This is a genomic window from Limnobacter sp. (assembly GCF_043511195.1).
GTDB lineage: Bacteria > Pseudomonadota > Gammaproteobacteria > Burkholderiales > Burkholderiaceae_B > Limnobacter.
The window spans coordinates 1,954,549-1,968,790 of sequence record NZ_CP121330.1; the positions used below are offsets into that span (position 1 = coordinate 1,954,549).

General features: G+C 52.1%; 9 protein-coding genes. 6 read left to right on the forward strand and 3 right to left on the reverse strand.

All coding sequences use genetic code 11. From position 1 onward, the window contains the following. The first annotated feature begins 7 nt into the window (after nucleotides 1-7). The 5 genes from P0D43_RS09390 to P0D43_RS09410 all read left to right on the forward strand — a co-directional run bounded on the left by P0D43_RS09390 (nucleotide 8) and on the right by P0D43_RS09410 (nucleotide 7,393). On the forward strand, nucleotides 8-1,933 hold the full coding sequence (locus tag P0D43_RS09390) for a peptidase domain-containing ABC transporter (RefSeq protein WP_159568685.1): 1,926 nt from the start codon (nucleotides 8-10) through the stop codon (nucleotides 1,931-1,933). 20 nt (nucleotides 1,934-1,953) lie between these two features. Further along, nucleotides 1,954-3,291, forward strand: a complete 1,338-nt coding sequence (locus P0D43_RS09395; RefSeq protein ID WP_159568684.1) for an HlyD family type I secretion periplasmic adaptor subunit — start codon at nucleotides 1,954-1,956, stop codon at nucleotides 3,289-3,291. A gap of 8 nt (nucleotides 3,292-3,299) precedes the next feature. Continuing rightward, nucleotides 3,300-4,991 carry a TolC family protein gene (locus P0D43_RS09400; protein ID WP_394672263.1) on the forward strand — a complete coding sequence of 564 codons (1,692 nt, stop codon included), beginning with the start codon at nucleotides 3,300-3,302 and terminating at the stop codon, nucleotides 4,989-4,991. 133 nt (nucleotides 4,992-5,124) lie between these two features. Further along, nucleotides 5,125-6,465 (forward strand): hypothetical protein, encoded by a 1,341-nt coding sequence (locus P0D43_RS09405; RefSeq protein WP_394672264.1) that lies wholly within the window; start codon nucleotides 5,125-5,127, stop codon nucleotides 6,463-6,465. Nucleotides 6,466-6,559: 94 nt separating this feature from the next. Next, the gene (locus tag P0D43_RS09410) at nucleotides 6,560-7,393 is read left to right on the forward strand and encodes a hypothetical protein (protein ID WP_159568681.1); all 834 of its coding nucleotides are present in this window, start codon (nucleotides 6,560-6,562) and stop codon (nucleotides 7,391-7,393) included. Here the strand turns inward: P0D43_RS09410 and P0D43_RS09415 are convergent, their stop codons facing one another. Next, nucleotides 7,394-8,446 carry an ABC transporter ATP-binding protein gene (locus P0D43_RS09415; RefSeq protein WP_394672265.1) on the reverse strand — a complete coding sequence of 351 codons (1,053 nt, stop codon included), beginning with the start codon at nucleotides 8,444-8,446 and terminating at the stop codon, nucleotides 7,394-7,396. Nucleotides 8,447-8,757: 311 nt separating this feature from the next. Between P0D43_RS09415 and P0D43_RS09420 the strand changes: the two genes are divergently transcribed. After that, a complete protein-coding gene (locus P0D43_RS09420) occupies nucleotides 8,758-10,185 on the forward strand; it encodes an ABC transporter permease (RefSeq protein WP_394672266.1) in 1,428 nt (475 codons plus the stop codon). 8 nt (nucleotides 10,186-10,193) lie between these two features. On the opposite strand, the gene acnA is transcribed toward P0D43_RS09420, so the two are convergent. Together acnA and P0D43_RS09430 are read right to left on the reverse strand one after the other, a co-directional pair. Further along, entirely contained in the window at nucleotides 10,194-12,917 is a 2,724-nt protein-coding gene (gene acnA, locus P0D43_RS09425) for an aconitate hydratase AcnA (RefSeq protein WP_394672267.1), read from the reverse strand. 63 nt (nucleotides 12,918-12,980) lie between these two features. Beyond that, nucleotides 12,981-14,222 carry a DUF2863 family protein gene (locus tag P0D43_RS09430; RefSeq protein WP_159568678.1) on the reverse strand — a complete coding sequence of 414 codons (1,242 nt, stop codon included), beginning with the start codon at nucleotides 14,220-14,222 and terminating at the stop codon, nucleotides 12,981-12,983. Nucleotides 14,223-14,242: the final 20 nt, after the last annotated feature.

The window sequence follows — 14,242 nt, forward strand, 5'->3', positions numbered from 1 at the left end:
ACTCGCAATGTCGGTTAAATATTTGTTCAAAGAAAGGCTTGAAGCGCTCTGGAATTTCGGGCTGAAGGCTGAGAAGTCTGGCGACGCCAACGCAGATGAAGGCGTCGTTGAGGCATCGAGCTCCAAAACCGTTGAGGGCGTTATACGCACTGCTTTGCCTTTGTTAAAGCGTGCGGCGCTGCTGTCTATTTTCGTGAATCTGGTGGCCCTGTTTCCAGCGGTCTTTGCTTTACAGGTTTACGATCGGGTGATCTATCGCTCTGGTCTTAATACTCTGACCGCTCTGTTGATCGGTATGGGTATTTTGCTGGCGGCCGACCTTATTTTGCGCTCGTTCCGCGCTCGCGTTTTACGCGTGGCTGCGGTCAAAATCGACGGGCAAATTGCCAGCAAATTGATGAATAAAATTCTGTCGATTCCATTGCGGCAGCTTGAGGCACGTTCAACTGCCGCTTGGTACTCCCTGTTTAAAGATGTGGACACCGTGCGTGTTGTGTGGAGTGGCGCGGTTGCCATGACCATTTTGGATTTGCCGTTTGCGATTTTGGCCATCGGTTTGATTGCGACCATTGCATTGCCTGTCTTGCCTGTGGTGCTGATTGGTTTGGCGTGCTTGGCAGCGCTCTCGTGGTATAGCTCGGGTGAGTTCAGAAAGCGCAGGGTGGAAGAGTTCTCGCGCGCCCGTCGACGCGATGAGGTGCTGGCCGAGGTTTGTCGCGGCCGCGAAGCCATCAAAAGCCTGGTTCAGGACGATTCTGCCAAACGCGCATGGGTCTCGAGCTACAACTCTTGGGTTCAAGAGTCATTCCAGAAAAATGGCGAAATGGAAGACCAGCGCGAGCTGTCCGTTTCCATCATGCTGTGTGTGAACGTGGCCATTACCGCCGTAGGCGCTTATGCCGTGATCAACCAGTGGATGACCGTCGGTGGTTTGATTGCATCCAATATGTTGGCTGCAAAGGCCATTGGTCCTTTGGCTGCGTTGACGGGACATTGGCGTTCAATTGCACATTCCCGCGAAGCCACTGACCGCCTGAATAAGGTGTTTGCGTCGGATGAAGAAAAACAGCACACCGGGTTGAACTTGCCCATGCCTTCGGGTGCCTTGCGTTTGGAAAACGTAAGCTACCAGCACGTGGGTGCACAAAAGGAAGTGGTGAAATCGGTGTCAGCCCAGATTGGCCCCCGAGGTATTTACGGTTTGGCCGGTGACAACGGTGCCGGCAAATCAACCTTGCTCAAATTGCTGCGCGGTTTGTATGAACCGCAAGGTGGCCGAGTACTGCTCGACGAATACGATTTGTCGCAGTTCTCCCGCCAAGAGCTTGCCAAGTGGATCGGCTTTTTGCCCCAAACTTCACAGCTATTCGAAGGCACCATTGTTGAGAACCTGCGCCGGTCCAACCCCGACGCGAGCGACGAGCAAATTTTGCTGGCCGCCAAACGTTCAGGTGCACATGAGTTTATTGCGAAGATGCCTGATGGTTACATGACACAGGTGGGCGAGGGCGGTAACCGCTTGTCGGGTGGGCAACGCCGGCGGGTTGCGATTACCCAGGCTTTCTTGTCTGACGCACCAGTTTTGTTGCTCGATGAACCAACAAACGATCTGGATTTTGCCGCTGAAACCCACTTGATGGCCGTGTTCAAAAGTTTGGCCACTGTTAAAACCATCATCATGGTGACGCATTCGGTTCGCTTGATGTCCATCTGCGACAAGATTATTTATCTGGACAAGGCCTCCAAGTTGCATGTGGGTGCCACACCCGAAATGTTGAAGCTGTTGTACGGTATTTCTGTACCGAAACCAGTGCCAGCGGCCCCCAAGGCGGCGTCGCAGGTTTCTTCCGATGCCACAAAGCAGACTTTGGGAGCCAGTGGACAAGCAGGGCAAGCGAATACTGATGCGGGCGGTAAGGCCGCTCAAGCCTAATGAGCGAAGGTCGAGAAATTATGAAGTCCAACAATGCTTTGGCCGAAGTCGGCAAGAATGATCTGAAGCCCTATGAAGTGCCAGCCTTGTACAAGCCCAACGGCGGCGGTTTTGACACCAAAAGCAGATTTGCACTGGGTTTGATCGCCCTGTCTTTGTTTGCCTCCTTGTTTATTCGTGTTGATCAGGTGGTTACCGCGCCTGGTAAGGTTATCCCCTCAAGTCGCGTCAAAAGTATTCAACACCTGGAAGGCGGTATTGTTCAGGAATTGGCTGTCAAAGAAGGCGACGTGATCAAAGAAGGTGCAATGTTGGTTCAACTGAACCTGGCGACTTCGGGTATCAATATCGAAGAGTTGAAAAGCCGCCGGGCCGCGCTTGAGATGAGTCGTGCGCGTTTGCTGGGCGAGGCCTCAGGCAAAGCGCCAGAGTATCCGGCAGAAATTATTGCGGATTATCCCGATTTGTACCGCACTGAGCAGGCGACCTATCTTGCGCGAATCACCGAGTTGAATGGTATTTTGGGCGTTAATGACAGCCAAATGCTGGGTAATCAAGGCAAAGTAGGCGAATTGCAGGCCAAACTTGAAGGCTTGGAGAACCGTTCGGTGACTACCTTGCGCGAGTTGGAGATTACCCGCGAACTTGTGCGTGAGCGCTTGGTGTCGCAGTTGGAGTATCTAACCAAGAAACGCGATTATGACAGCCTGACTGCCGAAATTGCATCGATGCGCCAAACCATTGCGTCGGCGCAGGCCTCGGTTGGGCAAAGCCGTGCCCGCCGCGTGGAAGAAGATGGCAAGTTCCGCCGCAGGGCTGCAGATGAATTAACCACGCTTGAACGCCAGCTTGCCAGTTTGAAAGATGAAATTGATCGTGCCAGTGATCAGCGTGACCGTGCGGTAATCCGCTCACCGATTGACGGTGTCGTTAAAAACCTGAAATTGCAGGCCGTGGGTAACGTAGTACGACAGGGCGAACCGATTATGGAAGTGGTTCCCGTAGACGAGGTATTGGTGGTAGAAACCAGACTTTCTCCTGCCGATCGCGGTTATGTCACGATGGATCAGGCTTCAGAAGTGAAGGTTTCTGCATACGATTTCTTGCGTTATGGCACGTTGCCGGGCAAGGTCACCCAAATTGCCGCAGATACTGACCCAGGAACCGAGGAAACCGGCCCACATTATCGTTTGATCGTGAGCACCGATAAAGCGTTTTTTGGAACCCCCGATGCGCCATTGCGCATTTCTCCGGGTATGACTGCCGAAGTAGACATTAATGTGGGTTCACAACCCTTTATTTATTATTTGTTAAAACCTGTATTGAAGCTGAAGCAAGAAGCCTTCAGAGAACCATAAAGCAACACATGACAAAACAATTGGACATGACCCAGGGGGGCGTATGGGCTCGCAAAGCACTGTGTGTGCTGTTTGCGGGCCTTCTTGCATTTCCAGTGGGTGCGCAAGACCTGCCCGAGCGTGAAGAACCCTCCGCCAATGTGGGCAACGACAACAATGAGTTTCGTGCCCGCCGAATTGCCCCTGCCGAAGCCGCAAAGATGAGCAAGGAAGAGCTCACCAAAATTCGCTTTCTGAACATGTTGCGAACCAACCCTGAAATTGTTACTTCTCGCATTAATGTGAATGCATCGCAGTTTATTGAGGATGGCGCCAGAGCTGCCTATTACCCAAAAATTACTGTGGGGGCAAATGCAAGCTCCAGCTCAACTGTAACCAACCGGCAATCGACCGATATCACGGTTACCCAACCCATTTACACCGCAGGTCGAATTACCGCGAGGGTGAAAGCAGCCGAGACGGACGGAACAATTGCCGATGGGCAATTCGTACGAACGATTCAAGATGTGGTGCTTGAAAGCTTTCTGGCCAGCAGCACCCTGTCTTGCAATGCCTTGTTGGTTGAGGCTTCACGTGCGGCAGAGGCGGCAGTTGCGCAGTTGTTGGCCTTGGAAGAACGCCGGGTTGAATTGGGCGGCAGCGGTGTCACCGATGCGCAGTTCGCAAAGGCACGTTTGGCCGTGACCCGAGACCGTTTGGTGAACTTTGAGGGGCAGTTTGAAGAGGCGCGCGCCACTTACTTCCGTTACTTCGGTGTGTATCCGGAAGGGTACAACGTGCCAGAATTGGAGATTCAGCGCAATATGTTGCCGCAGTTGGTGGATGAGGCCGTTACCAAAGCCTTGTTTTCCAATCCGGAAATTCGTGTCGCTGAAAGTCAGATTGTGAAAGCCCGGCACAACTACACGGCCGAAGATGCGAGCTTGTATCCCTCTTTAAACCTGGTCGGTATTCAGCAATTTTTTGGTGAGCCTGACCCGTTTACTGGTGATAGAACCGACAGTTCGGTGAATTTGCGTTTGCAATACAGCGCGTTCTCTGGCGGCGAGCAGGTGGCCCGTGTTAACCAGGCCGCCGCCACAATTGATACACGACGCGCCCAGCTTGCTGCTGCCCGGTTGCGGGTTGAGGAAAGTGTCCGTTTTCAATGGGGCAAGTGGAACGCAGGTCAATCGCGTTCGGTTACTTTGCGTGGCGCTTATGCAGATTCCTTGCAGGTATTCAAGAATCGTAAACGCCTTCGTGATTTTGGTCGCGAAACCGTGATCGTGATGCTGGATGCGCAAGTTGAATATTTCAACGTGTTGATCGCGTACATCAATGCAGTATTTGATGCGAGAGATGCAGGTTTCCGTTTGATGCATGCCATGGGTTTGTTGATGCCGACTGCAGGTGCAGAGGGCGACTGGTTCGAGTTGTTTTTCTCAAAAAACCCCGAGCGTGAGCGATTGGAAAGCAGCTTGAAAGACACGGCTGATATTGCAAGCAGCCCAGCGGATCAAAAAATTGCCGAGAAGCTTGGTTTGGATGTCAGTCAAACCGAGGTGGAAAAGGCCGCTGGCTTTGTTCTCACACCGGCGCAACGGCTGGAAATCGAAAAAAGTTCGGAGCGTAGCCGTGTGCAGGGTAGCGCAGCAGAAAAAGAGTTGCGTCCGAGCTTGAAGCCAGCACCCGTTCTAGACCCTCGGTTTTATCGGTAAAGTCTTGATTTTTGTAGGTAAAGTGCCCACACTGTGAAAACAGGGGCACTTTACTGCCTTAATTCATCCATTCGCAGGGTTCAAACCCTGAGAAACTGGCGTGAACGGGGCGATTCCCAGAGGAACGACAAAAATGGGCGACGACATTCAAAACACCAAGAGTACAGCTGAGGATTTGGCTGTTGAGCGCGCTGAACAGCAGCTCGCCGATCCCTCTGCGCTGAACATGCAGTTTCTCCAGTCGACTCTTAATACATCTGATTTCGAAGGTTTGGGTGCCAATACTGGTTTTTCCGGTAATGCTGCAAAAAATCAGTTTTCCACTTCGCCCGGCGCGGGCAGCGGATTTTCGGGTTTATCGCCTGCCTATTCAGGTGCTGGTTTGTTGGGCGCCGTTGCGGCGGCTGATATAAGTGGTGCGTCCAGTGCAATGGGTATGGCTGCACAAGTGGCCAGTGCTGCTCCGGTTACCTTTGGTAAAACATCGGTGGGTGAATCGGCAAATTTGGCGGGCTTGGGTAACAAAGCGTTGGTACAAGTGCCGAATGATTCAAATGTCTCTGATTTCCCCCTGTTAAAGCCTGTAGCCAATTCTGATGGTTCGATGGTGCCTGTTTCAGCCGAATTCGCGCAACTGATGGCCATGCTGGAAGGCGGTGGTGGAATAAACCCGGATGAGGCATTGAACAGCCTGATCGCTGGTCCGGATCAAAACCCCGGCCCAGAGAGTCTGCAAGCAGCCATTGATTCTGTGTTGGATCAAATTAATCTGTTGAACAGTACTTTCGAACCCGTGTTCGATAACCTGAGTGGCGATGTTCAAAGCCAGGTCTCTTCACAAACCGGGTTGCCAAGCGGCGATTTGGGTTTGAATATTTTCCAAGATGCCGGGGAAGTTTCAACTGTTTTGACCGATCTGTTGGGAACAATCAATGTTGGCGCCAACCCTCAGCTCGACAGCTTGTTGAATCTTGATTCAACATTCGATGACATTGCATCGTTGGTTGGGTCTTTGCCAGATCTGGATTTGTCTCCGATCGCTGATCCGGTGACAGGAATCATCGACACGATTACCGACATCACCGATCCGGTTGTTGATCCAATCATCGACACGATTACCGACATTACCGATCCGGTTGTTGATCCAATTGTTGATACGATCACCGACATCACCGATCCGGTTGTTGATCCAATTGTCGATACGATCACCGACATCACCGACCCGGTTGTTGATCCAATTGTCGATACCATCACCGACATCACCGACCCGGTCACCGACATCACCGATCCCTTGCTGGATCCCATACTGGAGCCGATCACTGATGGCGGAGGCCTGCTGTCTGGGTTGGGTAGCTCTTCAAGTGAATCTGATTCTGGCTTGCTGGATTCACTCAGCAGTGGAATATCTTCCAGTGCTGGCACCGAGGGCGGTGCTTTGGACGGATTGCTGGGTTCTCTGGATCAAAATAAATAAAACTCTCCCCCTTTTTTGATGGGGGGTAGTTTTGAATCCAATTTGAGTGGCCTATCGTATAAAATGGTAGAACGTCACCAAAAAAATTGGGTTTATGTCAAATTCCGTCATTCAATTGTCAGTGCAGACCGATCTCAGCTACTCCGCTGGAGAATTGCGCGACCCTGTCAGTCGAGCGACGATTGAGTTTTTTGACAGTTACGAACCATCTGCTGCGTCGTCCAGAATTGCTTTTTCCTCGGCTGATGGTCTGGATCCCAAAGAGTTTTCCAGCGCACCGTCTCTCGGATTTGGCGAACTGCGAAGCATTTCTCAGGCTTGTGTCAGTGATGTCAGCGTATTTGAAAGTTCGTCAAGTCTGGCCAGCGTAGACCCGGCCTTGCTTGCCAACGCAGATTCTGCAGGAATTCTGAACACCATGAATGAACAAGTGTCCTTTGAAGCCTTGAACTCTGAACTTTTAGATGTCATGCCGCGCGTGAAGCATGCTTTGGATGGCGAACTCAGTCACTCGGAGTTGACTCAGCTTATCGCCGATATTCAAGCACAGGTGCTTGACTTGAACACTTTGAGCCAAGACGTGTTTGGTGAGTTGTCCAATGAGGTAAACAATGCGGTACAAGAGGTGTCCGCATTTGATGTCGACTCATTGCTAACTTCCATGCAAATAGATTCAGGTTTGTTTGCTCAGCCCGAATTGGCTGGAAGTTCTCATTCCCTGGCTTTTGCGGCCACGCTGGACGCGCTGTTTACCTCCCCTGAAGCCTTCCCGCTCACACTGGATTTCTCCAGCCCCAATAGCATTCAAGAAGCCTCCGAGCTTTTTGCGTCTGCGGGTGGTGCCTCGTCGATCAGTTCTACAGCCAGCAATGCCGACGTAGATGGCGGCTTGCCTACCAGTGGCCCAGGATCATCCGACCTGGGATAATTAAATCCTGTCAAAAGTGATCACGTGATCAAGCTCCAGCTTGATCCCGATGGGTTCGCCTATTGCATGGTTGTGGTGGCTTGGTACCAAGGCCAACACATGCACACCGCTTTCCAGCTCAAGGGTGTATAGAAAATCCGCACCACGAAAAGACTTGCGGACCACTTTGGCCAGCATCGGGCTGGCGTCATCGTGAATAATGTCATCCGGACGAATCAACACATCAAACTCGTCGCTTTCGGGAAGCTGGTCTTCAGTCAAACGAAGATGAGCCAATTCAATTTGCAAACCTTGTTCAGTTTTCTTGCCAGGTAAAAACACACCTTGACCGATAAAATCAGCCACCATGCGTGAGTTGGGTTGGTGATAGAGGCTGTAAGACGATCCCCATTGCTGCAACTCACCGGCGTGCATCACGCCGATGCGATCTGCCATGCTGAAGGCTTCATGTTGGTCGTGGGTTACCAAAATGGCGCTCATGTTCTCCGCTTTCAATATTTCCCGAACTTCAAATGTCAGGCGCTCTTTCAGCTCGACGTCAAGGTTGGAAAAAGGCTCGTCGAGCAAGATCAATGTGGGCTTGGGTGCAAGGGCGCGTGCCAACGCAACGCGTTGTTGCTGACCGCCCGAAAGTTCGTGGGGGTATCTGTCGGCCAAGGCCTCAAGACCGATCAATGCCAGCAGTTCACCACTTCGATTGCGCTTATCCTGCTCACTTCGTTTGTGCAATCCAAACTCAATATTCTTTCGAACGGTAAGGTGGGGAAACAGGGCATAGTCCTGAAAAACGACGCCCACATTGCGGTTCTCAGGGCTGCGTACTTTACCCGGTTCGCTGGCTTTTTCACCTTTCAGCAAAATATTGCCTTGGGTGGGCATCAAAAACCCCGCGATCGCGCGAAGCAGGGTGGTTTTCCCGCAACCGGAGGGGCCGAGCAAACAAGCAATTTCACCTTGAGCCAGTTCAAAACTGACATTTCGAACGGCAGGGGCACTGCCCCCTGGGTACAGAATGCTCAATTCATTGATGCTCAGGGCTGTGGATTGTTTCATTTTTTCTGTGGCGCCGTGGTCTGATTACCACGCAGTTCACCTTGGGTTCCGGTGATCTGCATGAACTTAAAGTAAAATCATTCTCACTTCTATTTTGCCATGTCTGGGCGGTTGGTTTGTTTACTCTGGGGTTAAGAAGTCGCATTTCTATAGCGCTACTGGCTTTGCTGCTGTTGCTGCCGTTCGTCTATTTATTTGGCTTGGCCGGCTTTAGTCTGTTTCAAGCTCCTCAGGTGCTTACGCATTTGGCCAGTACCATTCTTCCCGACCTTATTGGGCAAACAATCTACCTGTGTATAGGTGTTGTTATTTTGACCAGTACCATGGGTGTCTTGCCCGCCTGGTGGGTGTCTGCACATGAGTTTCCAGGGCGTAAATGGCTTGAATGGTTGTTGTTGCTGCCTATGGCCATGCCTTCGTATGTGATTGCATATGCCTATACAGACGCACTTCAGTATTCTGGCTGGCTGGCCGGCAGTCTGCGGGAAGTTTTGGGCAGTGAATTCAGAATTCCCGAGATTCGATCCACCACTGGCGCAATTTTGGTGCTCAGTTTTGTCTTGTATCCGTATGTTTACATCATGGCACGTACTGCATTTCTGGGGCGCAGCCCCTCGATGCTGGATGCAGCCCGCTCCTTGGGCCACAGCGCAACCAGCGCGTTCCTGAAGGTTGGTTTGCCCGTGGCGCGACCGGCTTGGGTGGTTGGCCTTACTTTGGTGCTTATGGAGACCTTGGCGGAGTACGGTGCATTGTCCTACTTCGGCGTGCGCACCTTCACCACGGCAATTTTCAATACCTGGCTGAATCTGGGTGATCGTGAAAGCGCGGCCCTGTTGGCTGTGATGTTGCTGGCGGTCATGCTGGCACTGATTGTGTTCGAGTCAAAAGCACGGGGCCGTGCGCAGTTTTACACGCAGTCGGGCAAGGGCAGCGCGATAGAGCGCAAACGGTTGAAGGGCGCTCAAGCAGCGTGGGTTGTATTTTTATCGGTCATGCCTTTTGTATTGGGTTTTGTGTTGCCAGTTCTGATACTTCTGGCACTGGTGGTGGATGTAGACACATCAATTGATTGGTCCAATAGTTTGAGGTGGGCTTATCATTCCGCCTTGCTGGGCGGTATGGCAGCCATGGTGGCTGTGGTGCTTGCAGTATTTTTGGCTTATGTAAAACGGCAGGCACAAGTGTGGTGGGTCACTGCCATTTACCGTTTGATTTCACTTGGATACGGTGTGCCCGGAGCAATTTTGGCTATTGCCATTTTGTTGCCTTTGGCCACTGTGGATCGCTTTACTTACGACATGGGTTGGCAGGTGCCAGCTTTGACGGGCAGCGTTCTGGCATTGGTTTATGCCTACAACGTGCGGTTTACGTCGGCTGCTTTGCAATCGGTTGATTCTGGCTTGCAGCAAATTACCAAACACATTGATGAATCGGCCCGCATCTTGGGTCGAACGCCAAGGCAGGTGCTTTGGCACGTACATTTGCCTGTGCTCAAGGGATCGGTCGCCACCGGTATGTTGCTGGTGATCGTCGATGTCATCAAAGAGTTGCCAGCCACTTTGGTGTTGCGGCCGTTTGATTTCGATACCCTGGCTGTGCGGTCGTATCAGTTCGCCTCGGATGAACGTTTGACAGAAGCAGCGGTACCAGCGCTGATGATTGTGATGATCGCGCTGGTACCTATCCTTTTGTTGATTCGTCAGGGTGCGAAGCAGGCGAGAAGTAACAAGGGCTAAATACCGCTTTACGCCCCCAGCAACTCCCGCAATACAAACGGCAGAATGCCGCTGTGTTTGTAATATTCGACCTCGATGGGCGTGTCAATTCGGCTTAGCACTTTTACATCTTGCACCTTGCCGTCAGCTCGGGTAATTCGCAGCACCAGTTCGGCTTGCGGTGCTGTGTTCTCGCCCAACCCAATCACATCATAGGTTTCGCTGCCGTCCAGCTTCAAACTTTGAATGGAGTCCTCGTCCAAAAACTGCAAGGGCAACACACCCATACCCACCAGGTTACTGCGGTGAATGCGCTCGTAGCTTCTGGCCACCACCACTTTCACGCCCAATAATTGGGTGCCTTTGGCAGCCCAGTCACGGGACGAGCATGTGCCGTATTCTTCGCCGGCCAGCACAATGGTGGGTGTACCTTGCGCAATGTATTCCATGGCTGCGTCGTACACCGTGGTTTGTTTGCCGTCTTTGACCGTAAAGCCACCCTCGATCCGATTGCCGTTTGCATCGGGCGGAATCATCAGGTTTTTCACTCGCACATTGGCAAAAGTGCCGCGAATCATGACATCGTGATTGCCCCTTCGTGAGCCGTAGCTGTTGAAGTCTTTTTGCGCCACTTCGTGTTCTTGCAAGTATTGGCCTGCAGGGGTTGTGGGCTTGAACGAACCAGCAGGTGAAATGTGATCGGTGGTCACTGAATCACCGAGAATCAACAAGGGTTTTGCGCCGCGAATCGCTTCCACCTTAGAGGGTTGCATGCCAAATTCATCGAAGAACGGAGGCTTGGCAATGTAGGTGGACTGTGGCCAAGGGTACACCTGCCCCTCGGGGGCGGGTACGTTGTTCCACAGGTCGTGGCCCTCGGTGAAATTGCTGTACAGGCGCACGAATGTGGGTGCATCCAGTGCAGTGGGCAACAATTCATTCACTTCCGCGTTGCTGGGCCAAATGTCCCGCAGGTAGACGGGGTTTCCGTCACTTCCTGTGCCAATTGGCTCAGAGGTCATGTCCATATTGGTTTTGCCGCTGAGTGCGTACGCAACAACCAAAGGGGGTGAAGCCAAAAAGTTGGCTTTTAAGTTGGGGTGAATACGCGCTTCGAAGTTGCGGTTGCCCGACAACACGGAACAACCGATCACATCGTTTTTCAAAATGGTGTCGTTGATTTCAGGAAGCAGGTCGCCCGCATTGCCAATGCAGGTAGTGCAACCATAAGCAGCCACGTTGAATCCCAGTTTGTCCAGGTAAGGTTGCAGGCCTGTTTTTTCCAGATAATCGCTTACCACGCGCGAGCCTGGACCCAGCGAGGTTTTGATGTGTGGTTGAATTTTCAGACCTTTTTCGACCGCTTTCTTGGCCAGCAAGCCCGCTGCCAACATAACCCCTGGGTTGGAGGTGTTGGTGCAACTGGTGATCGCTGCAAGCAGTACATCGCCGTGTCCAATTTCCAGTTTGTTCAGCCCGGTGGGGTAGCGTGTATTCAGTGTTGCTGAGTCTTTGCCGAAACCATTGGCGGTCATGGGCTCTGAAAACAGCGTGTTGAATTGCTGTTTCATGTTTTTCAACAACACCCGGTCTTGTGGACGCTTTGGCCCCGCAAGTGAGGGTTCTATGCTGTCGAGATCAAGTGTCACCACTTCGGAATAATCAATCGCGCCGGGTTCGGGCATACCCAACAGGCCTTGCGCCTTGAAGTAAGCTTCAAAGCGGTCTGCTTCTGCGGCTGTGCGACCTGTTTTCCGCATGAATTCCACAGTTTTTGCATCAGGCGGGAAGAAGCCCATGGTGGCACCGTATTCAGGTGCCATATTGGCCAGTGTCGCGCGGTCTGTAACGGAAAGGCTGGCTGCACCAGGACCGTAAAATTCAACAAATTTACCCACCACTTTTCTCTTGCGCAGCAACTCGGTAATGGCCAGCACAAGGTCGGTGGCAGTAATTCCTTCACGCAGGGCGTTGGTCAATTCAACACCCACCACATCGGGTGTCAAAAAGTACACGGGTTGGCCCAACATGCCTGCTTCGGCTTCAATGCCGCCCACGCCCCAGCCTACAACGCCAACACCGTTAATCATGGTGGTGTGGCTGTCTGTGCCCACCAGGGTGTCGGGGTAGTACACGGTGTTTTCGTTTTCCTCGCCAGACCTTACCGCGCTGCGCACGCCACGGAATAAATATTCAAGATTGACCTGGTGAACAATACCAATGCCGGGGGGCACCACCTTGAAGGTATCAAAGGCCTGCATACCCCATTTCATGAACTGATAACGCTCGCCATTGCGCTGGAATTCAATTTCCATGTTCTGGCGCAGTGAATCGGCTGTACCAAAGTGGTCAATCATCACGGAGTGGTCGACCACCAAATCGACAGGCACCAAGGGTTCAATTTTTTTCGGGTTTTGACCCATGTCGTGTGCCACATTGCGCATTGCTGCAAGGTCGGCCAGCAACGGGACACCGGTGAAGTCTTGAAGAACCACACGCGCTACGATGAAGGGAATTTCATCGGTGCGTTTGGCTTGTGGCTGCCAGTTGGCCAGTTGCTGAATATGTTCTTCAGATACTTTCTTGCCATCGCAGTTGCGCAATACCGATTCAAGCACGATGCGAATTGATACGGGCAGGCGCTGCAGGTTGGGAAAGCCCGATTCAGCCAGTTTGGGAAGGCTGTAAAACTGGCCATTCAGGCCGGTTTGGGTGGTGAACGTATCAAGTGTTGAATGCTTCAGGGTTGACATACCTGTTTCTCCCTTTCGTGAGGTGCCGAAAAATTTCGACACCGAATTACAAAACTTTTAATTTCAATGCAGGTGCATGCTGTTGGGCAATTCCGAGTCCTCGGGCAGTTCCGCATGCAGCAATTCGCCTTCCGGATTGGGGTACAAAGGCGATCCGCAATCTTCACAGTACTCCAGCGGGAAACGTTCTTCCAGCACCTTGATTTGCCGAATACCGACTTCCTTCAGAAGGGCTTCAATTTTGGAGCGAATGACCGGGTTGTCGGGTTCACTTTCAATGTCTTTTTCATACACGGGATCGGGTTCGTTGCCATACTCTTCGCCAATCAATGGCCAAACCACGCCGTGCACAATGTCGCTGTTGCCTTCGACAGAAAAACCAATTCGGTATTCTTCAATTTCTCCACGGTCAACGAACGCACCCACGCTGGCGTGAATTTTTTGAGTGGGTACATCCAGCGCACTTTCAAGAAAAGCTGCAGAGGCGCGAACGGAATAGGCGCGTGCTTCTTTTTCAGCCTCCCGGCAAGCGTTGTAAAGACCGTTGGGCAACATCAGTTCAAGCAGGCAGCCAGGCATGATTTTTTGCAAGGCTTGGCCGCCGGTCAAGCGCCAGTTCACCAGTACTTCTTCTTTGCTAAGAAGGGTGCCATTGCTGTGTGCTTCCACCTGCCATTTGAATGCAGGTTGGCCGGCTGGCACCGAGATTGCACCAATTAAATACCGAACATCACTCAAAAAACTTTGCGTGGCGGGCAGGTTTTCAGTGTCGATTCGCACTTTGACACGGTCAATTGCAGCTTGTCCCAATTGCCGAGCCAGTTCGGCCGCCGCCGTGTAACTTTCCGGCAGTTGATCGGGGCTGAACAGCATGTTGGTGAGCACCAAATGCGCGTGATCAGACAATACATTTTTCTGCAGCAGGGCCGTGAATTCAGCCACTGTGGCTTCTTCAATTTTTCCTGAAGGAATGTTGTAGGTTGACCAAGCCAGCACTGGAGCTGCCAGCAAAAGAATGTCTTCTTCCTGACCAAGTTCCGGGCTTTCCACGGTGTTTTCAATGGCAAAAGCCAGTTCGTCGTACGCCCGGTAGTTGGTGTTGTACAGGTGGTCCAGCGTTTGCATCAACGTGGTGTCACTTCTGCCTTCCAGCATTGGGGCCAACGCAGCAAACAGCTTTTTTTTCCAGAAACGCCGCTCAAGGCGACTGCCTGCATCGGCAAGCAGAATGGCCAGGCTCGCCAAGGGTTTGGCGTACTTGGATAGTTTGGATCGGGAAGCGGTATTTAGTGGTTTTCTGCGCATGGGTAGTCCTTCTTAGGTTC

Bases quoted from the DNA above. Each gene is read 5' to 3' on its own strand.
- P0D43_RS09390 (WP_159568685.1), top strand. From the start codon at position 8: ATGTCGGTTAAATATTTGTTCAAAGAAAGGCTTGAAGCGCTCTGGAAT.
- P0D43_RS09395 (WP_159568684.1), top strand. From the start codon at position 1,954: ATGAAGTCCAACAATGCTTTGGCCGAAGTCGGCAAGAATGATCTGAAG.
- P0D43_RS09400 (WP_394672263.1), top strand. From the start codon at position 3,300: ATGACAAAACAATTGGACATGACCCAGGGGGGCGTATGGGCTCGCAAA.
- P0D43_RS09405 (WP_394672264.1), top strand. From the start codon at position 5,125: ATGGGCGACGACATTCAAAACACCAAGAGTACAGCTGAGGATTTGGCT.
- P0D43_RS09410 (WP_159568681.1), top strand. From the start codon at position 6,560: ATGTCAAATTCCGTCATTCAATTGTCAGTGCAGACCGATCTCAGCTAC.
- P0D43_RS09415 (WP_394672265.1), bottom strand. From the start codon at position 8,446: ATGAAACAATCCACAGCCCTGAGCATCAATGAATTGAGCATTCTGTAC.
- acnA (WP_394672267.1), bottom strand. From the start codon at position 12,917: ATGTCAACCCTGAAGCATTCAACACTTGATACGTTCACCACCCAAACC.
- P0D43_RS09430 (WP_159568678.1), bottom strand. From the start codon at position 14,222: ATGCGCAGAAAACCACTAAATACCGCTTCCCGATCCAAACTATCCAAG.